The sequence below is a fragment of the Pseudoalteromonas sp. 0802 genome, assembly GCF_013350085.1.
GTDB lineage: Bacteria > Pseudomonadota > Gammaproteobacteria > Enterobacterales > Alteromonadaceae > Pseudoalteromonas.
In genome coordinates this window covers 34,081-56,448 of record NZ_JABVXE010000006.1, presented here as the reverse complement: position 1 = coordinate 56,448, position 22,368 = coordinate 34,081, and the positions used below count along the sequence as shown (strand labels likewise).

Here is a 22,368-nt window from a genome sequence, read left to right as displayed (position 1 = left end):
TTAATAAATACTGCCGATAGTTAATTTAATCACTGATTTAATTAAAGACTCAGGTAATATCGGCATGAATTTGAAACCCGCACATCGCTTACTTTACGCAGCCTGTTTTGCGTTCATGGGCATTGTGAATGCTGCCGATTTTATTAAACCCACCCCTTGGTCAAGTTTGGTCACTAACGATATTCAACGCTTTTTACCAAGCGATGAAGTACGCACTCTGCTTGCCGGTGAAGATGAGTTCATTAGCTTATATCGTCAATCGATGGCAGCCAGTCAACGCGGAATTGTGCTAATCATTCCTGATTGGCAGCACTTACCCACTAATAATGCTGGTATTAACTTTTTGCGCAAGCAGTTAAACGAAATTGGCTATGCAACCCTTGCCATGACCATGCCTGACATTGATTGGCACCCTGTCGATATGACAACGCCCGAGCCACCAGAAAGCTCTGAACCTGAGTCAACACAAACTGTTGAACAAAGCGATGAGCAAGCAGCTTCTGCTCCACCAGCCCAAACGCAACAAGCGCCGCATTTTGTTACGGGTGAGCCCAATATCAGTGAAGCCGTGCTTGATGATTACAAATTAAAGCTAATTGCCAGATTCAATGCCTTGTATAACAGTGCAATGGATGAAGGCGGCAATATTATTGTGGTGGCACAAGGTGCCAGTGCGGGGCTATTGATTGAGCATTATGCTAGCTTTCCAAATAACGAACTAAACGCTTTTATTAGCCTAGGTAGTTATTTACCTAACAGTGTTCGTAACCAGCATCTTAATGCCACGCTTTCGACTATCAGCCCACCCTTACTGGATATTTTTTACAGCGAGGGTAATCCTGACACCCTGCAAAGTGTTAAAGACAGAAAACGCTGGGTAAGAAAACACGCTAAATATGACTACCGACAAAGAGAGTTATTTGGTGTGCCTTCAGAGCCTGAGCAGCACCAGCGACTGCTCAAAGAAGTAGACGGCTTTTTACGCCGCCTTTTTTAAATACTCATAAGCCGCTTGAATATCTTGGCTTTTCTTTACCGCAACTTCCATCATATGTTTTGGTAAACCTTGCGATACCAGCTTATCGGGGTGATGCTGAGCCATGAGCTTTCGATAGGCTACTTTAATATCTCTCGCAGAAGCATCACTGTTTAAGCCTAATAGAGCCAACGCTTGGGCGCGATTCATACCATTATTCGGTGGCACACTGTGCCCTCTTTGTTCACTATGACTGCTGCGATTTTGCTGGCTTTGTTGACGTTGTTGTTCATAAAAACGCTGTTGTTGCTGACGAAATGCAAATTCGGCTTGGTAGCGTTTTAATAAAAATGCGAACTGAGTACGTGAAATACCTAACTGCTTGCTCACCTCTTGCAATAGCTGCTTTTCTTGCTCTGCAAGGTGGCCATCAGAAAAGGCCATTTGAATTTGTATTTCGAGAAACAGTTGCAATAAATCATGGCGTCGAGCAAAGCGCTCTTTAAAGTCATGAACGGTTTCTTTTAATGAAAAATCGCTTTCTTTACCACTACGAAAGGCATCTTGTGCTTCTCTGCGCTCATCACCCGATAAGCCCATTTCGTCCATAAACAAACTTGCAGCACGAATATGCGTTTCACTAACGCGACCATTCGATTTGGCGATATGCCCCATCACTGCAAAACAGCTAGAAAAGAAAAGTGCTTGGCGCTCGTTAATATCATCGCCTTTAAACAAACCAGAAAAACCACCTGCTTTATCAAAGTCTTGTTTTAAGCTGCGATCGAACATATGGCCTAGGTATAGGCCCAGTAAGGCTCCTATAAATTTGCCAAACATAAAGCCAAAACAAAAACCCAGTACTTTTCCCCACATAATTTGGCAAACCTCTGTTGTTATTACAAAGCGAAACGCTGATTGATTTCGTCGAGTCTGGCAGGTGTGCCAATGTCATCCCATTGCCCCAAATAAAGCTCAGTCGAAACGTGATGCTCACTGAGCTTTTCTCGCAAAATAGGCCCAAGTGGACAAACACCTGCGCTGAGACCTTTAAAGAAGTCAGCATGATAGCGACTTATACCGGAAAAAGTATACTTTTGACTATCTGGGCTTAGATGACTCAGTGCAAAATCACCATCAGGGTTATGCGCGGGATTTTCAACAAGGACAATATGCGCCTCCCCTGCTTGCAGATGAAGCTGCATCAACGAAGTCACATCATAATCAGTAAACACATCACCATTGATGACAATAAATTGCTCACCCAATAACGGCAATGCTTGAATGATGCCCCCGGCGGTTTCAAGCCCCCCAGCCTGCTCTTGGCTGTAAGTGATCGATACACCAAACTGCGAACCATTACCGAAATACTCAGTTATTTTGTCACCTTGCCAGGCAAGGTTAATGACAATATCGGTAATGCCTGCTTGGCGTAAGTTATTAATATGATGCTCTAATAATGGCTTGCCGTTAATCTTTAGCATCGGCTTTGGTTGCGTTTCTGTTAGCGGCATCATGCGTTTACCACGCCCCGCCGCTAGGATCATTGCTTTCATTTGGACTCTTTCGTTAAACGCTGCTTAGTCTGTGGAATAATAGTCTGCTCTATCCACTGGCCAAGGGCTGTTAACTCTGGGTATTCTTTACTGACATTACTAATGTATGTAAGGGTTGGCAGCACATTATTCAAATAACCTGACTTTCCGTCACGTAATTTTAAGCGGCAAAATATGCCCGCAGCTTTTAAATGACGCTGCACGCCGGTTAAGTCAAACCAACGCTTAAACATTGCAAACGAAGTGTCTTGCAATAGCTGTTGCTCGCTGAATTCGTCATAAGCGTAATGTAAAAGGTAATCTAGCTCTTGCTCTGGTAACTTGAAATAGCAATCCCTTAATAACGACACAAGGTCATAACATACAGGCCCTTGCACCGCATCTTGATAATCGATGATTGCCCATTGCTGCCCCGTGCGCATAATATTACGGCTATGGAAGTCTCGGTGCACCGTAACAATTGGTTGTTCAAGGGCATTGTTAACTAATAACTCACAAGCCTGTTGCCACATTTGCTGCTCATCAGCTGAAAGTTGCTCACCAATAAAGTTATCGACTAACCAATCTCTAAAAATGCTCAGTTCAAACTGTAAAAACTCGCCATCAAATACTTTCATGTATTGGGCTGGCGGGATTTGCGCCCACTGTGCACTTAACTTTATTAGATGTTTGTAGTGTAAAGTGCGGTCTTCGTCGCCCAGTAAATCAGCCAAATGAGTATTGCCTAAATCACTCAGCAAGAAGAAGCCTTGTTTTTCATCAGCCTGAAGAATTTTTGGTAATTTAAAGCCATGCTGAGAAAACACTTTATTGAGTTCTATATAAGGCGTGTTATCTAATTTATCTGGATCTGAGTCCATGACAATATAGCTCTGATCACTTGTATTTACGCGGAAATAACGGCGAAAACTCGCATCCCCTGTGATGGCGGCTAATTGATATTCATCCTCTTTAAAATGAGGATTCAAAAACTGCTGTAAACTTTTATAACGATTCATTTAGTAAGATATCTATTTTTCACTAAGTCAATTACTGTATTTGCCATTGTTTTCCTTTATTATGTCTAGCTTATATCCAACCAAAGAGCATTAAGGTCATTAAATGAGCAAAACCTGGGGCATAATGATGCTAAGCGTACTTAGCGCACCATCGTTCGCCGAAACTGAACTGACACACAATTTTTGTGGCACTTCAATGCAAACCAGAGCTTGGCAACCGCTCCCTGGCCTTGAACTTAATATGATCGATATCAAATCCGATGATATTGAACTATTGGGTACCCAAAGCGCAGAATTTACCGGTAATGTAGATATTAACACCCTAACGATGAATTTGTCCGCACAAAGTGCACTGATTGACAAACAACGTGGGTTACTTAATGCAACCGGCCCTATCGTTTATCGCGATAAAGTAAGCCAAATTAATAGTTCTGGGCTCAATGCGGATTTAAATAATTCTGAATTAAGCTTGCTTGGTGCTGATTATAAGCTCACCGACCAACTTGGTCATGGTGGCGCAGAAAAACTAACAGTCAACGAGTCTGGCCTAAACCTGATGAACGCAAGCTTTACTACCTGTCCGGGCGAAACACCGGTGTGGGCGATTGAAGCTGACGAAATTGACTTATCAAGTGAAGATGGCTGGGGCGAAACTCACAATACCGTATTACGGGTATTTGATACGCCAGTTCTTTATGTCCCTTATTTTACGTTTCCGCTAGATGACCGCCGTAAATCAGGTTTATTAACACCTAACTTCTCAAGTTCAGGCCGCTACGGTATTGAAACTATCACTCCGTACTACTGGAATATTGCTCCAAATTACGACGCCACCATTACGCCTCGCTACATGTCGAAGCGCGGCTTGCAAATGATTGGTGAGTTTCGTTATTTAACTGAACAAAACAACGGTCTCATTGCCGTTGAGTATCTAGATAAAGATGATGAAGAGCCAAATATTGACTCGCGTTATCTATTCCATTGGCAACAACAAAGTTACTTTGGTGAAAACTGGCGCGGTAATATCGATATTACTAACGTTAGTGATGATAACTACTTAACCGATTTAAATTCTGGCTATGCGACTCGCACAGACACTCAGTTATACCGTACAGGTTCACTCACCCACTTAGGTGACACTTGGCGCACCAATATTAAGCTACAGAGTTTTGAAGTACTTGGTGATCACCGCGAATCATATGCGGCACTGCCACAAATTAGTTTTTCGCAAACTGATGCGTATGATTTTTATGGCGTTGATTTAACCCTTGATGGTGAGCTTAGTTATTTCACGAATGATGATGCCGTCATTGATGAAGCAAGCCGTGTTCACATAGAACCTAAAGCAAGCTTTGGTTATCAAGAATACGCATGGTCATTTTTATCTGAGTTCAGCGTATTGCATACTGAATATAACCAGCATGGCGATTTAGCAGGGACCGACTACGACGAAAAAGTCACCCGCACCCTGCCAAAAGTGCGTTTATACAGCCAATTAAATTTTGAGCGTGATACCGCGTTTTTCTTTAAAGATGGTATTCAAACTCTAGAGCCACAAATTCAGTACTTGTATACGCCAAATAAAGACCAATCAAATATTGGCCTTTACGATACGGCAAAATTACAAGATGACTTTTTTGGTTTATTTAGAGACCGTCGTTTCTCAAGTATCGACCGTATTGCCACTGCGAACCAATTTACGTTAGGTGCGACTACTCGCTTATTTAGCAATGAAAACGAAGAAGTATTTAATTTCAGCGCAGGCCAAATCTTCTATTTAAGTGATGATGCAAAGCCTACATCACAAGGTATTAATGTTGATACTAACTACAATGCCTTGTTCGCAGCGCAAACCATGTTACATTGGCACCGTCGCTGGTATCTTTCAGGCGGTATTCAATACGACACTGATGGTAAAGAAATTATTCAATCAAATATCACCTTAGATTATAAAGGTGACGATAAACAGCTCGTGCAATTGAACCATCGCTATGCAAATGATGTCTCAGGCAATACAATCGAGCAAGTTGGTCTATTTACCAGCATTCCGCTATCGCAAGATTGGCAGTTTGTTGGCAGCTATCACCGCGATTTAGAAAGTGGTCGTAGCATTGAGGTTTTCAGCGGTCTTCAGTATGAATCGTGCTGTTGGGCGTTTCAAATCACAGGCCGTCGTCAAATCGAAACAGATTTGAACCAGGCGATTGGTCAAGAGCAAGCAACCTTTGATACCAGTATTGGCTTCAATATCGTATTAAAAGGGCTTGGAAGTAAAAGCCGTTATGATGCACAAAAATTATTACAACAAGGTATTTTTGGCTATCGTAGACCGTATTTTCTTAATAACTAGTACCGCAGTACTATTAGCAAGAGTATTAGAAAAAGTATGAATTTAAAAAAATTATTTGCATCTGCATTATTAACAGTTGGCCTTTGCCAAAGCGTTTTCGCAAAACCTGTCGAAATCGACAAAGTCGTTGGTGTAGTTAACCAAGGTGTTATTTTACAAAGTGAAGTAGACACCATTATCAATCGCGTAAAAACTCAAGCGCAAGAGCAAGGTCAGCAATTACCTTCTGATGATACGCTTCGCATTCAAGCAATCGAGCGTTTAGTAAACCAAACTCTGATGATGCAACTTGCTGAGCGCATGGGTTTAGAAATCTCTGACTCTCAGTTAGACCAAACACTTGAAAATATGGCTCGTGAGCAAGGCGGTACAATCGCTGATTTACGTCGCACTATCGAGGCTGCAGGCGAGAGCTACCCTGCATACCGTGAAGAAATTCGTAAAGAAATCACCACGCAACAAGTAATGCGTGCGAACGTTGACCGCCGTATTTACATTAGCCCACAAGAAATCGATAACCTTCTTAAAATCATGGAAACTCAAGGCAAGAATGCCGAAGAGTATGATATTGGTCATATCTTGATTGATATCCCAAGTGATGCAACAGCTGATGAAATCACCAGTGCTAAAACACGTGCAGATAAAGTTATCGAGTTTTTAAAAGAAGGCAAAGAGTTCAAGCGTATCGCTATTTCATCTTCTAGCGGTTCAAAAGCCCTTGAAGGTGGTCAGCTAGGTTGGATGAGCATCAACGAAATGCCATCACTTTTTGCTGAAGCAGTAAAAGGCCACAAAAAAGACGATATCGTTGGCCCGCTTCGTTCAGGTGCTGGTTTCCACATTATTAAAGTGCAAGATGTTCGTGGTCGCCAAGTTGTTGAAACAACAGAGGTTCGTTCACGTCACATCTTAATTAAGCCTTCTATCATCTTAAGCGAAGAAAAAGCGCGTGACATGCTAAAAGGTTTTGCTAAAGAGCTACGTGAAGGTAAAGCTGACTTTGGTGAACTTGCTAAAGAATACTCTGAAGACCCGGGTTCTGCATTAAAAGGGGGTGAGTACGATTGGACTGATCCAAGCACCTATGTACCAGAATTTAAAAATACCCTGCTTTCTCTAGATAAAAATGAAATCAGTGAGCCATTCAGAACACAGTTTGGTTGGCACATTGTACAGCTACTTGATAAGCGTGTAGCTGATAAAACAGAGCAAGCTAAGCGTAACCGCGCTCACCAACTACTGTTTAATCGTAAATTTAAAGAAGAAAGTTTCAACTGGCAGCAAGAAATGCGTGAACAAGCGCACGTTGATATTTTCCCAACAGAATAAAAATTATGACCATTAGAATTGCAATTACCCCAGGTGAGCCAGCCGGTATTGGCCCTGATTTACTTATCAAGTTAGCCCAGCACCAGTGGGATGCCCAACTGGTGGTGATTGCTGATGGCGCGCTGTTAAAACAGCGCGCTAAGTTGCTTGGTTTAGATATTAATTTAATTGACTTCGATGACAGCCAAGCACCAAGCATTGCCCCTGCAGGCAGCGTTTACTTACACCAAGTAGATTTAGGCTCTGATGTTGAAGTGGGCGTACTTAATGACGCCAATGGTCAATATGTGCTGGATACACTGCGCATTGCCAGTGAAAAAAATATGGATGGTACCTTTGCCGCTGTTGTTACAGGCCCTGTGCATAAGGGGATTATCAACAAAGCAGGTATCTCATTCAGCGGTCACACTGAGTATTTTGCCCAGCAATCGAATACTGCCGATGTCGTGATGTTGTTAGCTACAGAAGGCTTACGCGTGGCGCTTGTTACAACGCATATACCCCTTGCTTATGTATCGCGCGCAATCACCGTTGAACGTTTAAGTAAAGTTGCCACTATTTTAAACCATGACTTACAAACTAAGTTTGGTATTGAAAATCCGCGTATCCTCGTCTGTGGTCTAAACCCACATGCTGGCGAAGATGGTCATTTAGGCACTGAAGAAATTGATACCATAGCGCCAACCTTAGAGCTGTTAAACAATCAAGGTATGAACTTAATTGGACCATTGCCTGCTGACACCCTGTTCCAAGATAAATACCTCTCGCAAGCAGATGCCGTGCTTGCAATGTATCACGATCAGGGATTACCTGTGCTAAAATACAAAGGTTTCGGCAATTCGGTCAACATCACCCTTGGCCTGCCATTTATTCGCACCTCAGTAGATCACGGTACGGCTCTCGATTTAGCCGGCACAGGTACTGCTGATGTAGGTAGTTTTGAATTAGCGATCCGCGAAGCAATTAAGCTCGCCCATGAAAAAGCACAGAATCAATGACAGATAAAGTACATTTAGGACACCGCGCTCGTAAGCGTTTTGGTCAAAACTTTTTAAACGATGACATGATCATCGACAAAATCGTCACGGCTATCGATCCTAAACCTGAAGACAATTTAGTAGAAATCGGCCCGGGTCTTGGTGCAATCACTGAGCCAGTCGCTGATTTAAGTGGCCACCTAACGGTTGTTGAGCTAGATAAAGACTTAGCAGAACGTTTAACGAGCCACCCATTCTTAGGGCCAAAGTTAACAGTGCATCAAGGCGATGCAATGAAATTCGATTTTAGCTCTTTGATCAAGTCTGACGAAAAGTTAAAGATTTTTGGTAACTTACCATACAACGTTTCGACCCCACTGCTCTTCCATTTATTTGAGTTCGCAGATAACGTAGAGCACATGCATTTTATGCTGCAAAAAGAAGTGGTCAAACGTATGGTCGCAGGCCCGGGCAGTAAAGCATTTGGTCGCTTAAGTGTAATGACGCAATATTACTGTCACGCAATGCCAGTGATTGATGTGCCGCCAGAGTGCTTTAAGCCAGCACCTAAAGTAGATTCAGCGGTTATTCGCTTGATCCCTAAAAAGCCTGAGCAACGTTCAGCTAAAAGCACTAAGCTATTAAACACGGTATGTTTAGAAGCCTTTAATCAACGCCGTAAGACTCTGCGTAATAGTTTATCTAACTTACTGACAGCTGAAGAACTAACAAGCATAGGCATTGATATCACTCTGCGTGCTGAAAGCCTGTCTTTACAACAATTTATTGATATAGCTAATTGGATTTATGACAACAAGCAGTAATTTAGGTTCTCCAATTAAGGTGTCGGTTGAAACCTTCTATGTAGAAGGCCAATCAGAGCCTGAACAAGATAAATACGTTTTTGCTTACTCAATCACCATTAAAAACCACAGTTTATGTAGTGCTAAGCTATTGAGTCGTTACTGGTTAATTACCGATGCCAACGGCAAAGAAGTGGAAGTGCAAGGTGAAGGGGTTGTGGGTGAAACGCCTACCATTGCCCCTGGTGAAAGCTACAAATACACCAGTGGTGCAGTGCTTGATACCCCTGTTGGGACGATGCAAGGTCATTACACCATGCGTAACGAATTTGGCACTGAGTTTGAAGCGCCAATCGAGGTGTTTCGTTTAGCCCGCCCAAACATTTTGCACTAGGTAATAATGGCTGACTACGCAATTGGTGACTTACAAGGTTGTTACAGTGAATTTGATGCGTTACTAAAACGTGTCAACTTCAACCCAAGCCAAGATCACCTTTACTTAGTTGGCGATATTGTTGCTCGAGGCCCTGATTCACTCGCTTGCCTCGAGCGCCTTCATACTATGCAAGGCAGTGTAACTATTACTCTTGGTAATCATGATTTACACCTAATTGCTTGTCATTATCTAAATAAACCAGCAAATCCAAAAGATAAGCTTGCAGATGTTTTTGACAGCCCAAAGCTCCCTGAATATATTCACTTTTTGCAACAACAGCCATTAGCTATTTGGCTTGAACGCTATGACATGCTGATAAGCCATGCTGGCTTAAACCCAAATTGGTCAATAAAAAAAGCATTAAAACGCGCTCGCTTTGCCGAAAGTTGCTACCAAGGTAATGATGCCCATCATTACTTTGCCAATATGTATGACCCCCACCCATTAGAATGGCAATCAACGCTACCTAACGAGGCTAAATTTCGTTATATCGTTAATTACTTCACGCGCATGCGCTTCGTTAATTTGCTTGGTGAACTCGATTTCAGCAATAAAACCAGCATTAGTGAAGATAGTTCAATAATCCCTTGGTTTGAGCATCCGAGTATAAGTAAGCTCAAGCAACAGATCACATTTGGTCATTGGGCTGCTTTAGAAGGTAAAGTTAAAGCCGAAAATATTCATGCCCTCGACACTGGCTGCGTATGGGGAGGCGCGATGACCCTCTTGGAACTCAGTCAAAAAGGCTGTTTTGTCGAAAAATCCCACTCTTTTATCTAAATAAACTGAAAAATAGCTGAACATCTGTTAGATTTATAACAATTAAAGTTAATTTAATTTAAAGCTAATTAAATTTAAATACTTAACTAATTGGCAAGCTTGCCGATAAGTTTGATTAGTACTATTTTCTGGAATTACATATGAACTTGACCGTTAGACAGCGTATTTGGGGTGGCTTTATTGTTATTACGTTACTCCTGCTATTTATTGGTGGTAACTCGTTGATCAGAATTACCAACATTGATCAATCGACACAGCGAGTTAATCAGCTGTCATTACCGGCCCTCGACAAAAGTTATGAGTTGCAGGTTGAATTCATCCTGATGAGTAAATCAGCGCAAGCTAGCTTTTACACCACATCACAAGATGAATTAGCAACTATTCGCAAGAACTTTACCGAGCAGAAAAAGCGTTACGATAGCTCTTATCAAGACCTACAACAAATAGTGAGTAACGACCCTAAATTAAAACAAAGCAGTCAAGAAGTTGAGCAAACTTATAAGCGCTTTGCCAAGTCTGTCGATAACCTTTTTAAAGATAAACAAACGCAACTTGAACTTAACAATACGCTGCGCACCCAGCTTGAAAATATCGAGATCAGCGCCGAAGATGCTAACTCTGTTGTGCTTGATATCATTGATATTGATGGCCTTGAAGAAAACAATTCACGTGCCTACCAAGCTGCTAACAACATGGAAAACAACTTCCAGTCGGTAGTGACTAACAGTACCGATATGCTAACAGTTAAAACTCTTAACACGTTAGATATCGTGAAAAACGAACAAGTTTATTACTTAGAAGAAGTTGAGCGCAGCCTAGGTCTTATTCGCCCTGCTATCATTGAAAGTAATGCTGATTTATATAATGACCTAAACAGTTATGTTGAAAACCTTGTAAATAACGTACGTGGCAACAACAGCCTATCAGCAAATAAAAAGCGTTTAATTGATGCAATTGCACAAACTCAAGCTGAGCTAGCCAATGCGGAAAAATCAACCACTGAGGCCCTAAAACAACTTAAAGAGCTTGTTGACCAAGCAACGGTACTTGCTTTTGACTTACAGCAAGATGTAAGTGGTAACGTATCTACGGCAACCATCTGGACTTGGATTGCCATGGTTATCGCCACTTTAATTGCTATTGCTGTTGCAGCAATTACTGTTAGCCGTATTACTAAACCACTTTCTGAAGTAAACCGTATTCTTGATATTGTTGCTAGCGGCGACATGACTCAACGCTTAGACGACTCAGCTAAAGACGAGTTCGGTGAACTATCACGTAGTTGTAATACGCTAATCGAAAGTTTACGTACGCTTATTCAAGGCATTATCTCTCGCTCTACACAGCTTGCAGCGGCCTCTGAAGAAACTTCAGCAATCACTGAAGAATCAAGCCAAGCTATTCGTAACCAACAAGCGCAAGTTGAGCAAGCTGCTACAGCAACCACGGAAATGAGCAGTACATCACAAGCGGTAAGCAGCAGTGCTCAACAGGCACTTAGCGAAATCAAGAACGCTGATAAAGAAGCTGATCGTGTTAAAGGTATTTCTTCACAAAACAAAGCGACTATTGAACAACTTGCCCGTGAAGTTGATGATGCTTCACAAGTTATCAATAAGTTACACAAAGATAGCGCATCAATTGGTGGCATCTTAGATGTTATTCGTGGCATTGCAGAGCAAACAAACCTACTTGCACTTAATGCAGCCATTGAAGCAGCCCGTGCCGGTGAACAAGGCCGAGGCTTCGCCGTAGTTGCTGACGAAGTACGCTCTCTAGCGAGCAAGACTCAAGAATCGACCCAAGAGATCCAAGCTATGATTGAATCGCTTCAGGTTGGCGCTGAGGCTGCTGTATCGGCGATGTCGAAAGGTAAGCAACAAGCTGAGTCGTGTGTTGAGCAATCAGACCTTGCAAATACCGCCCTTGATTCAATCACTGCAGCCGTTGCGCAAGCTCACAACGTAAGTGAAGAGATCTCAACAGCTGCTCATGAGCAACAGCAAGTTTCACAAGAGATTAGCGAGCGCTTAGAGTCGATTGTAGCAATTGCTGAACAAACAGCTGAAGGCGCAAACCAAACCAATATTTCAAGTTCAGAAGTTGCTAAATTAGCGGAAGAACTACGTTTATCGGTAGATGCGTTTAAAGTTTAAGAAGCTGTAAACGAGCTACGAGCTACGAGCTACGAGCTACGAGCTACGAGCTACGAGCTACGAGCTACGAGCTACGAGCTACGAGCTAACAAATATAGAAGCCGTGTTTGTGAATGCAAACACGGTTTTTTTGTATCTATTTATAGCAACTCGCTTAATTAAATGATCTTTTGAGGTGATTACTCTTAATATTTTCCTGCATCCCCCATGCAGGCGCATTATTTAATACAAAATAATAACGAATTATTGCGAGTAGGTATGAAGTTAACGAAGCGTTTTTCAGGCATAAAAAAACCGCAACGAGTGCGGTTTCTTAAATTCTATTGGCGTTTCAATTAAAGGCCTGCGCGGTCTTTAATAACAGCGATTAGTGGAGAACCACCGTGGCCGTTTGATTCTGCCCATGCGATATCTGCACCGTCTTCTAAAGAGCTTTTAGATAAGTTCTTAACGATGTATTCACCAGCATCCGCAGCGCCGCTTTCAATTGCATGACGAAGCATATTGTTGCCGTTACATTTTACAGCATCAAAGATGTTACGAATTTTCACACGTGAGCTTTTAAGCTTACTACGTAAACGGTTTTTATCATCAGCTGCGATGTACTCACAGATAGAAACCGCTAATTGATCATCAGCTTTTGCTGGTGCTGTATACGCAACTGACGCTGAAACAACAGCCGCTGCAAGTAACATATTTGGTAACTTCATCATATTTTGCCCTTATGTAATACTTTCTTCTTACCAAGATTGTGTAATATTGTACCAACTAATTAATTTTACCGCAATAATGTTACGAGTTTTTGTACAGGGTTACAAAAGTATACGAGTAAGGGTTTTTGTTATCAGGCTGATGCTTTTCTTGCTCGGCAACTGTCCAATTAGCAACACTTTCGTAATCTGGGAACTGCGTATCACCGGCCACTTCGAGGTCGATGAATGTTAAGTATAGACGATCTGCTTGAGATAGAAATTGTTCGTATATATTTCCGCCACCTATAATCATTACTTCTTCAACATCAGCAACCAATTCCAGCGCAGCCTCTGGTGAAGTAACCACCTCAATACCTTCAGCTGTGTAATCAGCATTACGCGTGATAATAATATTTTGACGACCCGGTAAAGGCCGACCTATTGATTCAAATGTTTTACGGCCCATGATCACAGGCTTTGCCATGGTTACTTTTTTAAAGTGTTGCAGATCGGCGGGTAAATGCCATGGCATTTGGTTGTCTTGGCCAATTACTCGGTTATTTGCCATAGCAGCAATCATTGAAATTTTCACACTAAACCTTAATACTTTTTTCTTATTAATAAAAAAGGAGCGCATGGCTCCTTTTCAGTTTTAAATTTTATCGTTGGTAGATAACTTCTACATCGTAGTCATCATCATCCCAGTCGTCATCCCAATCATCATCGTCTTGAGATGTTGCTTTCTGATGATAAGTATCCCACTTAAATTCAACTTCTTCTTTCTCTTCTTCAGCGAATTTCTCTTTCGGCATACTATCAAGTAGCGCCATAATATCATGACATAGTGCTTGGGTATTTTGCTTATTAGCAGCAGAGATACGGTAAACATTAACCTCTTCACCTAGCTCTTCGGCAATTTCATTACACAGTGCTTCAGCTTCATCTTCTGGTAATAGGTCAATTTTGTTAAATACTAACCAGCGCGGCTTTTCAGCAAGCTTAGGACTATATTGGTGTAGCTCATTAATAATCGCAAAGGCATTATCAACTGGATTTGTGCCATCAACAGGCATAACATCAATGATATGCAGTAATACACGACAACGCTCTAAGTGCTTTAAGAAGCGAATACCAAGGCCTGCGCCATCCGAAGCGCCTTCGATTAGACCAGGGATATCAGCAATTACAAATGACTTATTCGCATCTGGGCGTACTACACCAAGATTAGGAATAAGTGTCGTAAACGGGTAATCTGCCACTTTTGGTTTAGCTGCAGAAACACTGCGGATAAACGTTGATTTACCAGCATTTGGTAAACCAAGTAAGCCAACATCAGCAAGTAGCATTAGCTCTAGGCGTAAGCTGCGAACTTCACCAGGTGTACCTAGTGTTTTTTGACGTGGCGCACGGTTTGTACTTGATTTAAAACGTGCATTCCCCAAGCCATGGAAACCACCTTTTGCAACAACAACCTTTTGACCATGCTTAGTCAGATCACCTAATGACTCTTCAGTATCAACATCAATGATACGTGTACCAACAGGCACCTTAAGCGTTAAATCAGCGCCTTTTTTACCAGTCATGTTACGGCTTTGACCATTTGTGCCGCGCTCTGCTTTATGAAAACGCTCAAATTGGTAATCAATTAACGTATTTAAGTTTTCATCGGCTTGTAGATAAACGCTGCCGCCATCGCCGCCGTCGCCACCATCAGGACCGCCATCTGGTACATATTTTTCACGTCGGAAAGATACGACACCGCTGCCGCCATCACCCGCGTCACAACGAATTTCTACTTCATCTACAAACTTCATGATTACTCACTTTAAGATTGGCTTGTTAATAACTCTATTATATACCTAAGTGCCCTATTCAGCACCCAATGCCAAGGCGCTTAGGTATATATTTATACGCACTATTATGTGCCTTAAAACAAAAAACCCCGCAAAGGCGGGGTTTTTCAAATATCGAGATGATTACTCAGCTACGATATTTACGTATTTACGGTTTAAAGGACCTTTCTGTTCGAATTGAACTTTACCATCTGCTTTTGCGAAGATAGTGTGGTCTTTACCGATACCTACGTTTGCGCCAGCGTGGAAACGAGTACCACGTTGACGAACAATGATGCTACCCGCTAGAACTGATTCGCCACCAAAACGCTTAACACCTAGGCGTTTGCTTTCTGAATCGCGACCGTTACGAGTACTACCAGCTGCTTTTTTATGTGCCATTTCTCAGTACCTCTAATTAAGCGCTAATGCCAGTGATTTTAACTTCAGTGAACCATTGACGATGGCCCATTTGCTTACGAGAATGCTTACGACGTCTAAATTTAACAATCTTAACTTTCTCACCGCGACCGTGTGAAACAACCTCAGCTGTTACTTTACCACCGTTTACGAACGGTACACCGATCTCGATTTTCTCACCATCAGCAACTAAAAGTACTGAATCAAATTCAACTGCTGCACCAGTTTCAACGTCTAATTTCTCAAGACGAATTGTTTGACCTTCAGTCACACGGTGCTGTTTACCACCACTTTGGAAAACCGCGTACATAATTAACTCCGTCTGTGCGCCCTCAAATCGACGCAACTAAAATATTCTTCAATAGGGCGCGAAGTTTACGCTAATGTGCAAAAACTAGCAAGCCTCTTTTTCGATAAAATGAATAAAAAATAGCTGCATTGAGAGCAATTCAATATTTTCCCCTATTCTATCCTAAAAACACCACATGCCAAGCGGTTTTTACGATCTCATGACAATTAAATTACGCTAATAATACGCACCTTGAAAATTCAAAAAGCTGAACACTTATTAATCAAGGCTATAAATTTATCTTGGCAAAATTGATCTCAAATAAAAAACTTTACAGTGTTTTTTTACTGAATCATCACAAAATATCGAGCAAGCGCTTTTTTTGTTGTACAATCAGCCCCGTATACCCATAAATATTGGCTCGGAGATCAATGGATATAAAAGCTATCCAGACGTTAATCGAAAATGAAATGGATGACGTCAATCAACTTATACATGCCCAAATGCGCTCAGATGTCGCATTGGTTAACCAACTCGGTTTATACATAGTAAACAGTGGCGGTAAACGCGTTCGTCCTATGTTGGCCATTTTAGCGGCAAAAGCACTTGGTTATGAGGGCAAAGACCATATTACGCTTGCCACTATCATCGAATTTATTCATACCGCAACTTTATTGCATGACGACGTTGTCGACGAGTCACATTTGCGCCGTGGTACGCCTACAGCCAACGCAGAGTTTGGTAATGCAGCGAGCGTTTTGGTGGGTGACTTTATCTATACACGTTCATTTCAACTTATGGTTGGCCTAGGTAAAATGCCAATCATGCAAATTTTAGCTGATGCAACCAATGTCATCGCTGAAGGTGAAGTATTACAGCTAATGAATTGTAATGACCCTGACACGACAGAACAAAGCTATATGCAGGTTATTTACAGCAAAACGGCAAAATTGTTCGAAGCTGCAACCGGCCTTGCTGCAATTATTACCGAGCAAGACGAACAAACCCTTGAAGCATTAAACTTATACGGTATGCATCTTGGCACTGCATTCCAATTAGTGGATGATGTTCTTGATTACAACGCTGATGCCGAGCAACTTGGTAAAAACATTGGCGATGATTTAGCTGAAGGTAAACCTACCCTACCGCTTATCTACGCAATGCAAAAAGGCACACCAGAGCAAGTTAAGCTAGTACGCGAAGCAATTGAGCTTGGTAATGGTATGGACCACTTAGAGAGCATTCTAGCGGCATTAGCTGACACTAAGGCCCTTGAGTTTGCAATGCAAAAAGCTGAGCAAGAAGCTGACAAAGCAATTGCTTGTATTGCGTTCTTACCAGATACACCGTACAAACAAGCCTTAGAGAGTTTGGCCCGTATCGCCGTTGCCCGCGATCACTAAACGCTATTTATTCGAGCCATTAAAAAAGCCTGCATTTGCAGGCTTTTTTGTTTTCGGCGATTTAAAAAATCGCCTATCATCTGTCGGAATTAACCGTTGATGAAATCAACACCTTCTTGGATGTCTTTGTTAAGTGTAGCTAGCATGTCGTTTTTAGCTTGCTCTTCGAATGCACTTAACTCACCGTAAGAAAGGATTTCTTCAACGCCGTTCTTACCTAGACGAACTGGGTGTGCGAAGTATGCTGCGTCACCGTTTTCAACTGCAACGTATGCGTAATCAACTACTTCTTCACCTTGTAAGCCTTTAACTAAAGACATACAGAAGCGTGCTGCAGCTGCACCCATAGAAAGAGTCGCTGAACCGCCACCCGCTTTAGCGTTAACAACTTCAGTACCTGCGTTTTGGATACGTGGAGTTAATGCTGCAACTTCTTCGTCAGTGAAAGTAACACCTTCAACTTGAGATAGAAGAGGAAGAATTGTAGTACCTGAGTGACCGCCGATCACTGGAACTTTAACGTCAGTTGCGCTTAAACCTTTAAGTTCAGCAACAAATGCTTCTGAACGGATCACGTCAAGCGTTGTGATACCGAATACACGGTTAGCATCGTAAGTACCCGCTTTTTTGAATACTTCAGCAACGATTGGCACAGTGCCGTTTACTGGGTTAGTGATGATACCTACTAACGCTTTAGGACAGTTTTTAACGATGCCTTCAGCTAATGTTTTGATGATACCTGCGTTTACGTTGAAAAGGTCCGCACGGTCCATGCCTGGCTTACGTGGCATACCCGCTGGGATAAGAACGATATCACAACCAGCTAATGCTGCGTCTAGGCTGTCAGCACCAAAGCCTTCAACTTTAACGTCTGTTGGGATGTGAGAAAGATCAACCGCTACACCAGGAACAACAGGGGCAACATCGTATAACGATAATTCAGAACCTGCAGGTAAACTTGTTTTTAATAATAAAGACAATGCTTGGCCGATACCGCCAGCTGCGCCTAAAACAGCAACTTTCATTGGAATTCTCCGTAATTTGAGGTAGGAAATATTTGTGGCCCTAAAGATAATGAAATTAGCGACTAAAAACAAATTTATCCTGCTTATTTCGCGTATAATTTCGACCATAGTTGTAAACTTGGCTGTAAAGACACAGCATTTTGGACGACTTTGTAAACTAATACTGCATAAATATGCAGAGTTGTGTAGAATTACCCTACATTTTATGAATAAAGAAACGGCAACATGCAACCACAAGACAAACAAGAAGCACTGATCAAAGCGTTTAAAGCGCTATTAAAAGAAGAAAACTTCGGCTCACAAGGTGAGATTGTCGAAGCATTAAAAGAACAAGGCTTTGATAATATTAGTCAAAGTAAAGTCTCTCGCATGTTAAGCAAGTTCGGTGCAGTACGTACTCGTAATGCAAAACAAGAAATGGTCTATTGCTTACCGGCTGAAATGGGTGTGCCAACAGCGAAAAGCCCACTGCGTCAGCTTGTTATTGATATTATGCATAACGAAATGATGATTATTATTCGCACCAGTCCAGGCGCAGCACAATTAATTGCTCGTTTACTTGATTCACTCGGTAAGGCGGATGGTGTACTCGGTACCATTGCAGGCGACGACACTATTTTTATCGCCCCTGCGAAGATTTCTGAAATCGATGTGACGCTCGATCGCGTGCGCACTTTATTTGATACCGTTTAAAGTTGCTTTAAGAAGTTTACTGACGGGGCGAAAAACGCAGATCCCATATCGGCTTGAGTAAAATCGAGCCAATGATCATAGCAATCGCCCTGCCCCAAACGACTCTTTAATACCTGCTCAAACGCATCCCCTTGCGCAGCACACGAAACCATTAAAATCCCCTGCTTATGCACATCACCAAATGGCATGCTTTGGTTTAGCAAAAGTGGCTGGCCATGCTCATCTTTTAATTCACTACGAACCGCATGACTGGTTTCTACAGCAGGCACAATCAAGGTATTATCTAGACGCGTGCGCCCCATGATTTGCTCTTGCTCAGACAGCGATAAATGCTGCCAGACACTCAAATCATGCACAAAGCGCTGAACATGAATATAGCTGCCTTGATCTTCAAAGTGCCCCGGTTTGTCGATAAGTGCTGTACTACGTTTTTGACGGCCATGAGGTGTATCGCCTGCATAAATGAAGCCGTTAAAATCACGTCCATCTAAAAACCGAAAATTACGGACCTGCTCCACCAGCTCAACATCCGGTGTTAATAATTTTAGAATTTGCAGAGCAAATAGATGATTTACATCTTCGCGGTCTGAGCGAATTTGCACAAACAAGTCAAATGGCTGCGCACTAATCACATGCTCACTATGAGTCACATTCGGAAAGCTTTGCAATTGGCTAGGGATAAACTCGGGCAGAATATGCGGCCAATACTGAGCACCAAGGGCAACCACACACGATAGCATGGCTTCTGAGAACTGATCAGCAAACTCATCTTGAATGACGCTAACGCGTTTTAGTTTTTTACGTAATGACTCATCATGGCCATCGTAAACATTAAAAAACAGGTGCAAACCATGTAAGTTTGCTTCAGCACAAATCCCAGATTGCGCTTGCGCCATAGTGAATCCTTAGCTTCTCGTTATTTGCACAAAGCCAAGGATTCAAGATTGTTATTTATTACTAATCATGAAAAAAATTGACTGTGTGCGGCATTATTTTTATTTTTACAGGCTGCTCAACAGCTAACACGCGGTCTTGCTCTGCAGCAACTTCACACTCTTGCCCTGCAATATTGATACGATATACATAACGCGTACCGATAAAACGCCTGTGCAAGATAGTTAAACTGTTTGCGTCACTGTGCGCAGCTTCACACAACTGAATATGATGCGGTCTTATATACACTTGACCTTGCTGACAATTAGTATTGCTTGCCGTCAATGAGTGAACCACACCAAACGCCGTCTCATATTCAGTTGGCGTTAATACTTTTGCCGTTAAGTATATGCCCGTACCAAGAAACTCTGCAACCACCTTTGAGTTAGGTTGACTAAATAACTGCTCCGGAGAGCCCTGTTGGGCGATTTTTCCGCCATGCATAACCGCAAGCGTGTCGGCAAATGCGAAAGCTTCTTCCTTCGAGTGGGTAACAAATACCGCAGAAACCTGCTGAGCTTTAATAATGCGACGTATATCGGCAATAAGCTCAAAACGCACTTGTGTATCAATATTCGAAAATGGCTCATCAAGTAATAATAAACTTGGTTTGTAAGCAAGTGCACGGGCTATTGCCACTCGTTGCTGCTGTCCACCAGAAAGTTGATGCGGATATCGCTTTGCACAACCATCGAGTTTAACAAGGCTAAGCATTTCATCGACACGCTCTCGCTTTTGCGCTTTACTCATGTTGCTTAGGCCAAACGCAATGTTGTCGCTTACCGTTAAATGAGGAAACAACGCATAGTCTTGGAACATCATGCCAATATTACGTTTTTCCGGTGCAACAAACAGCCCACTATCGTTGACCACTTTTGAATCAATACTCATATAGCCTTGCTCAGGCTGTAAAATTCCGGCAATTGCCTTTAGGGTGGTAGTTTTGCCGCAGCCACTTGCGCCAAGCAAACAGACGATTTCATCTTGTTCAACATTGAGGTTTAGTTCACTCAACACCTGAGTCGCATTGTACTGATAAGCTAAGTCTTTAATTATCAAATGACTCATGAGTGATTTTGCTCCATCGAACGATTAACGAAATACAAAGGGATTAACCCAACTAACACGATAAACAAGGCTGAAATTGACGCAAGCTCCAATTGCTCATCACTAACATATTGAAAAACATGAGTTGCCAGGGTTTCAAAATTAAAAGGTCTGAGTAATAGAGCTGCTGGTAACTCTTTCATGCACTCAATAAACACTAACAAGCCAGCTGTTAGAATACCGCGCTTTAACAGTGGTAAATGTACTCGCCATAAGGTTTGTAAGGGCCCTTTTCCCATTGATTGGCTGGCCATATCTAGCGATGGGCTAATACGTAAAAAACTGCTTTCAAGCGCGCCATGCGCAATCGCATAAAAACGTACAACATAAGCAAAAATCATCGCAAATAAAGTGCCGCTCAAAAGTAATCCTGGTGATAAACCAAAAGGTTCAAGCCAATTATTTAATGCATCATCTAACTGAGTTAATGGTAGCAATACGGCAATGGCTAACACAGTACCAGGTAAGGCGTAGCCAGTACTTGCTAAACGCCCTGGGATCAAAGGGTAAGCTTGTTTCGCAATACGTTGATAAAACAATACCAATAAGCTCAACAGAATAGTTGCAATACTCACCACAACAGCCACTTTAAAGCTTTGCCAAGCGTAATTAAAGAATGCCCCATTCCATGCTTCATCTGCATAGACAATAGCGTATTTAACTAACACCCCAACCGGCAAAATAAAAGCCAGTACTAGCACAACGGTACAAGCCAAGCTTGCAGCCCATGCGGCACTACCTTTTAAGCGATACAAGGTTGCACTGTTAACGCTTGACTGACGCTCATACACAGCTTGATTACGACGACTAAAGCGTTCAACCATGATGGTTAAAAACAAAATCAGTAACATAATGCCTGAAATTTTCGCCGCTGCCGTTAATGAGTAATAGCCAAGCCATGTATCGTAAACAGCGGTCGTTAGTGTGCTCACAGCAAAGTAATTAACAGTGGCAAAATCAGCCATAGCTTCCATACTGATTAATGTAACCCCTGCAACAATCGCCCCACGACCAAGAGGTAGGCTAACGCGCAAAAAACTCTGTAATGGCGATAACCCCATCAGCTGACTAGCTTGTACTAGTTTAAAAGACTGCTCTCTGAGTGCCGTTTTAAAAATAAGGAATAAGTAAGGATAGAGTACCAAGGCAATCATAATAATAGCCCCAGCTAATGTACGAATATCAAAAAACCAGTAATCGTCTGGTGATTGCCAGCCAAACCAGTCTCGAAGGGCGATTTGTACTGGCCCTGCGTAATCAAGCAAGTCGGTATACACATAGGCGATGAGATAAGTTGGCATTGCTAATGGCAGCATTAACGCCCATTCAAATTGCTTTCGCCCAGGAAACTCGCAATATGCAGTTAACCAAGCTAGCGGCAATGCAATTATACAGCTTAACAGCCCTACCCCTGCAATGAGCATGAGTGTATTACGGGTATAATCCCACAGCACGGTATCGAAAAGGTGCTGAAATACATCTGAATCCCCTTGCAGAGACTCAAATAACAAAAAGCCTAATGGCGTAACAAGCAACAGGCCAATAAGCCAGGCTATAAGCTGCCAACGCGACAGCGAAAACTTCACATGCATAAGTGGATTAATACCAGATAA

The 22,368-nt window shown here is 42.2% G+C and carries 22 protein-coding genes; 10 read left to right on the top strand and 12 right to left on the bottom strand.

Annotated features, from left to right (window positions below; translation table 11 throughout):
* Positions 1-64 precede the first annotated feature (64 nt).
* Positions 65-997, top strand: coding sequence for a DUF3530 family protein (locus tag HUS61_RS12065; protein WP_175082557.1), 933 nt, complete (start codon positions 65-67; stop codon positions 995-997).
* Here the strand turns inward: HUS61_RS12065 and djlA are convergent.
* From djlA to HUS61_RS12050, 3 genes are read right to left on the bottom strand one after another with little or no spacing between them, the layout of a single operon-like run.
* Positions 980-1,852: a co-chaperone DjlA gene (djlA, locus tag HUS61_RS12060; RefSeq protein ID WP_062566162.1), complete on the bottom strand. Its 873-nt coding sequence runs from the start codon at positions 1,850-1,852 to the stop codon at positions 980-982. The two genes, HUS61_RS12065 and djlA, sit on opposite strands and share 18 nt — an antisense overlap.
* Before the next feature lie 23 nt (positions 1,853-1,875).
* Positions 1,876-2,532: an N-acetylmuramate alpha-1-phosphate uridylyltransferase MurU gene (murU, locus tag HUS61_RS12055; protein WP_175082556.1), complete on the bottom strand. Its 657-nt coding sequence runs from the start codon at positions 2,530-2,532 to the stop codon at positions 1,876-1,878.
* Positions 2,529-3,530 (bottom strand): aminoglycoside phosphotransferase family protein, encoded by a 1,002-nt coding sequence (locus tag HUS61_RS12050; RefSeq protein ID WP_054562769.1) that lies wholly within the window; start codon positions 3,528-3,530, stop codon positions 2,529-2,531. Before HUS61_RS12050 ends, murU begins: the two co-directional genes overlap by 4 nt.
* Before the next feature lie 103 nt (positions 3,531-3,633).
* Between HUS61_RS12050 and lptD the strand changes: the two genes are divergently transcribed.
* The 7 genes from lptD to HUS61_RS12015 all read left to right on the top strand — a co-directional run bounded on the left by lptD (position 3,634) and on the right by HUS61_RS12015 (position 12,361).
* Positions 3,634-5,880 carry an LPS assembly protein LptD gene (gene lptD / locus HUS61_RS12045; protein WP_175082555.1) on the top strand — a complete coding sequence of 749 codons (2,247 nt, stop codon included), beginning with the start codon at positions 3,634-3,636 and terminating at the stop codon, positions 5,878-5,880.
* A 36-nt stretch (positions 5,881-5,916) separates the two neighbouring features.
* On the top strand, positions 5,917-7,209 hold the full coding sequence (gene surA, locus HUS61_RS12040) for a peptidylprolyl isomerase SurA (protein WP_054562771.1): 1,293 nt from the start codon (positions 5,917-5,919) through the stop codon (positions 7,207-7,209).
* A 5-nt stretch (positions 7,210-7,214) separates the two neighbouring features.
* A complete protein-coding gene (pdxA, locus tag HUS61_RS12035) occupies positions 7,215-8,207 on the top strand; it encodes a 4-hydroxythreonine-4-phosphate dehydrogenase PdxA (protein WP_175078668.1) in 993 nt (330 codons plus the stop codon).
* Positions 8,204-9,010, top strand: a complete 807-nt coding sequence (gene rsmA / locus HUS61_RS12030) for a 16S rRNA (adenine(1518)-N(6)/adenine(1519)-N(6))-dimethyltransferase RsmA (RefSeq protein ID WP_054550997.1) — start codon at positions 8,204-8,206, stop codon at positions 9,008-9,010. Before pdxA ends, rsmA begins: the two co-directional genes overlap by 4 nt.
* The gene (apaG, locus tag HUS61_RS12025; RefSeq protein WP_054550996.1) at positions 8,994-9,383 is read left to right on the top strand and encodes a Co2+/Mg2+ efflux protein ApaG; all 390 of its coding nucleotides are present in this window, start codon (positions 8,994-8,996) and stop codon (positions 9,381-9,383) included. Before rsmA ends, apaG begins: the two co-directional genes overlap by 17 nt.
* 6 nt (positions 9,384-9,389) lie before the next feature.
* Positions 9,390-10,205, top strand: a complete 816-nt coding sequence (locus HUS61_RS12020) for a symmetrical bis(5'-nucleosyl)-tetraphosphatase (RefSeq protein WP_175082554.1) — start codon at positions 9,390-9,392, stop codon at positions 10,203-10,205.
* Positions 10,206-10,345: 140 nt separating this feature from the next.
* Entirely contained in the window at positions 10,346-12,361 is a 2,016-nt protein-coding gene (locus HUS61_RS12015) for a methyl-accepting chemotaxis protein (protein ID WP_175082553.1), read from the top strand.
* A 335-nt stretch (positions 12,362-12,696) separates the two neighbouring features.
* Here HUS61_RS12015 and HUS61_RS12010 read toward each other — a convergent pair whose 3' ends face one another.
* The 5 genes from HUS61_RS12010 to rplU all read right to left on the bottom strand — a co-directional run bounded on the left by HUS61_RS12010 (position 12,697) and on the right by rplU (position 15,615).
* Entirely contained in the window at positions 12,697-13,074 is a 378-nt protein-coding gene (locus HUS61_RS12010; RefSeq protein WP_062566166.1) for a DUF3718 domain-containing protein, read from the bottom strand.
* A 79-nt stretch (positions 13,075-13,153) separates the two neighbouring features.
* The gene (gene folA, locus HUS61_RS12005; RefSeq protein WP_082401652.1) at positions 13,154-13,633 is read right to left on the bottom strand and encodes a type 3 dihydrofolate reductase; all 480 of its coding nucleotides are present in this window, start codon (positions 13,631-13,633) and stop codon (positions 13,154-13,156) included.
* Between the two features lie 79 nt (positions 13,634-13,712).
* Positions 13,713-14,867, bottom strand: coding sequence for an Obg family GTPase CgtA (gene cgtA / locus HUS61_RS12000; protein WP_054551016.1), 1,155 nt, complete (start codon positions 14,865-14,867; stop codon positions 13,713-13,715).
* Positions 14,868-15,029: 162 nt separating this feature from the next.
* Positions 15,030-15,287, bottom strand: coding sequence for a 50S ribosomal protein L27 (rpmA, locus tag HUS61_RS11995; protein WP_054551015.1), 258 nt, complete (start codon positions 15,285-15,287; stop codon positions 15,030-15,032).
* 16 nt (positions 15,288-15,303) lie between these two features.
* The gene (gene rplU / locus HUS61_RS11990; protein WP_036965957.1) at positions 15,304-15,615 is read right to left on the bottom strand and encodes a 50S ribosomal protein L21; all 312 of its coding nucleotides are present in this window, start codon (positions 15,613-15,615) and stop codon (positions 15,304-15,306) included.
* Between the two features lie 410 nt (positions 15,616-16,025).
* Between rplU and ispB the strand changes: the two genes are divergently transcribed.
* Complete coding sequence (ispB, locus tag HUS61_RS11985) at positions 16,026-16,997, top strand: octaprenyl diphosphate synthase (RefSeq protein WP_054562777.1); 972 nt, start codon at positions 16,026-16,028, stop codon at positions 16,995-16,997.
* An 89-nt stretch (positions 16,998-17,086) separates the two neighbouring features.
* Here ispB and mdh read toward each other — a convergent pair whose 3' ends face one another.
* Positions 17,087-18,022: a malate dehydrogenase gene (mdh, locus tag HUS61_RS11980; protein ID WP_054562778.1), complete on the bottom strand. Its 936-nt coding sequence runs from the start codon at positions 18,020-18,022 to the stop codon at positions 17,087-17,089.
* 225 nt (positions 18,023-18,247) lie between these two features.
* On the opposite strand from mdh, the gene argR reads away from it, so the two are divergent.
* Entirely contained in the window at positions 18,248-18,715 is a 468-nt protein-coding gene (argR, locus tag HUS61_RS11975) for a transcriptional regulator ArgR (protein WP_054551012.1), read from the top strand.
* On the opposite strand, the gene HUS61_RS11970 is transcribed toward argR, so the two are convergent.
* From HUS61_RS11970 to HUS61_RS11960, 3 genes are all read right to left on the bottom strand, one after another.
* Positions 18,712-19,611, bottom strand: a complete 900-nt coding sequence (locus tag HUS61_RS11970; protein ID WP_054562779.1) for a Dyp-type peroxidase — start codon at positions 19,609-19,611, stop codon at positions 18,712-18,714. The two genes, argR and HUS61_RS11970, sit on opposite strands and share 4 nt — an antisense overlap.
* A 61-nt stretch (positions 19,612-19,672) precedes the next feature.
* The gene (locus HUS61_RS11965) at positions 19,673-20,716 is read right to left on the bottom strand and encodes an ABC transporter ATP-binding protein (RefSeq protein ID WP_175082552.1); all 1,044 of its coding nucleotides are present in this window, start codon (positions 20,714-20,716) and stop codon (positions 19,673-19,675) included.
* On the bottom strand, positions 20,713-22,347 hold the full coding sequence (locus tag HUS61_RS11960; protein ID WP_175082551.1) for an iron ABC transporter permease: 1,635 nt from the start codon (positions 22,345-22,347) through the stop codon (positions 20,713-20,715). Before HUS61_RS11960 ends, HUS61_RS11965 begins: the two co-directional genes overlap by 4 nt.
* Positions 22,348-22,368: the final 21 nt, after the last annotated feature.

Bases quoted from the DNA above. Each gene is read 5' to 3' on its own strand.
- HUS61_RS12015 (WP_175082553.1), top strand. From the start codon at position 10,346: ATGAACTTGACCGTTAGACAGCGTATTTGGGGTGGCTTTATTGTTATT.
- surA (WP_054562771.1), top strand. From the start codon at position 5,917: ATGAATTTAAAAAAATTATTTGCATCTGCATTATTAACAGTTGGCCTT.
- HUS61_RS11960 (WP_175082551.1), bottom strand. From the start codon at position 22,347: ATGCATGTGAAGTTTTCGCTGTCGCGTTGGCAGCTTATAGCCTGGCTT.
- apaG (WP_054550996.1), top strand. From the start codon at position 8,994: ATGACAACAAGCAGTAATTTAGGTTCTCCAATTAAGGTGTCGGTTGAA.
- djlA (WP_062566162.1), bottom strand. From the start codon at position 1,852: ATGTGGGGAAAAGTACTGGGTTTTTGTTTTGGCTTTATGTTTGGCAAA.
- HUS61_RS12065 (WP_175082557.1), top strand. From the start codon at position 65: ATGAATTTGAAACCCGCACATCGCTTACTTTACGCAGCCTGTTTTGCG.
- HUS61_RS12020 (WP_175082554.1), top strand. From the start codon at position 9,390: ATGGCTGACTACGCAATTGGTGACTTACAAGGTTGTTACAGTGAATTT.
- HUS61_RS11965 (WP_175082552.1), bottom strand. From the start codon at position 20,716: ATGAGTCATTTGATAATTAAAGACTTAGCTTATCAGTACAATGCGACT.
- HUS61_RS12010 (WP_062566166.1), bottom strand. From the start codon at position 13,074: ATGATGAAGTTACCAAATATGTTACTTGCAGCGGCTGTTGTTTCAGCG.
- ispB (WP_054562777.1), top strand. From the start codon at position 16,026: ATGGATATAAAAGCTATCCAGACGTTAATCGAAAATGAAATGGATGAC.
- HUS61_RS11970 (WP_054562779.1), bottom strand. From the start codon at position 19,611: ATGGCGCAAGCGCAATCTGGGATTTGTGCTGAAGCAAACTTACATGGT.
- argR (WP_054551012.1), top strand. From the start codon at position 18,248: ATGCAACCACAAGACAAACAAGAAGCACTGATCAAAGCGTTTAAAGCG.
- rsmA (WP_054550997.1), top strand. From the start codon at position 8,204: ATGACAGATAAAGTACATTTAGGACACCGCGCTCGTAAGCGTTTTGGT.
- cgtA (WP_054551016.1), bottom strand. From the start codon at position 14,867: ATGAAGTTTGTAGATGAAGTAGAAATTCGTTGTGACGCGGGTGATGGC.
- mdh (WP_054562778.1), bottom strand. From the start codon at position 18,022: ATGAAAGTTGCTGTTTTAGGCGCAGCTGGCGGTATCGGCCAAGCATTG.
- HUS61_RS12050 (WP_054562769.1), bottom strand. From the start codon at position 3,530: ATGAATCGTTATAAAAGTTTACAGCAGTTTTTGAATCCTCATTTTAAA.
- rplU (WP_036965957.1), bottom strand. From the start codon at position 15,615: ATGTACGCGGTTTTCCAAAGTGGTGGTAAACAGCACCGTGTGACTGAA.
- murU (WP_175082556.1), bottom strand. From the start codon at position 2,532: ATGAAAGCAATGATCCTAGCGGCGGGGCGTGGTAAACGCATGATGCCG.
- folA (WP_082401652.1), bottom strand. From the start codon at position 13,633: ATGATTGCTGCTATGGCAAATAACCGAGTAATTGGCCAAGACAACCAA.
- lptD (WP_175082555.1), top strand. From the start codon at position 3,634: ATGAGCAAAACCTGGGGCATAATGATGCTAAGCGTACTTAGCGCACCA.
- rpmA (WP_054551015.1), bottom strand. From the start codon at position 15,287: ATGGCACATAAAAAAGCAGCTGGTAGTACTCGTAACGGTCGCGATTCA.
- pdxA (WP_175078668.1), top strand. From the start codon at position 7,215: ATGACCATTAGAATTGCAATTACCCCAGGTGAGCCAGCCGGTATTGGC.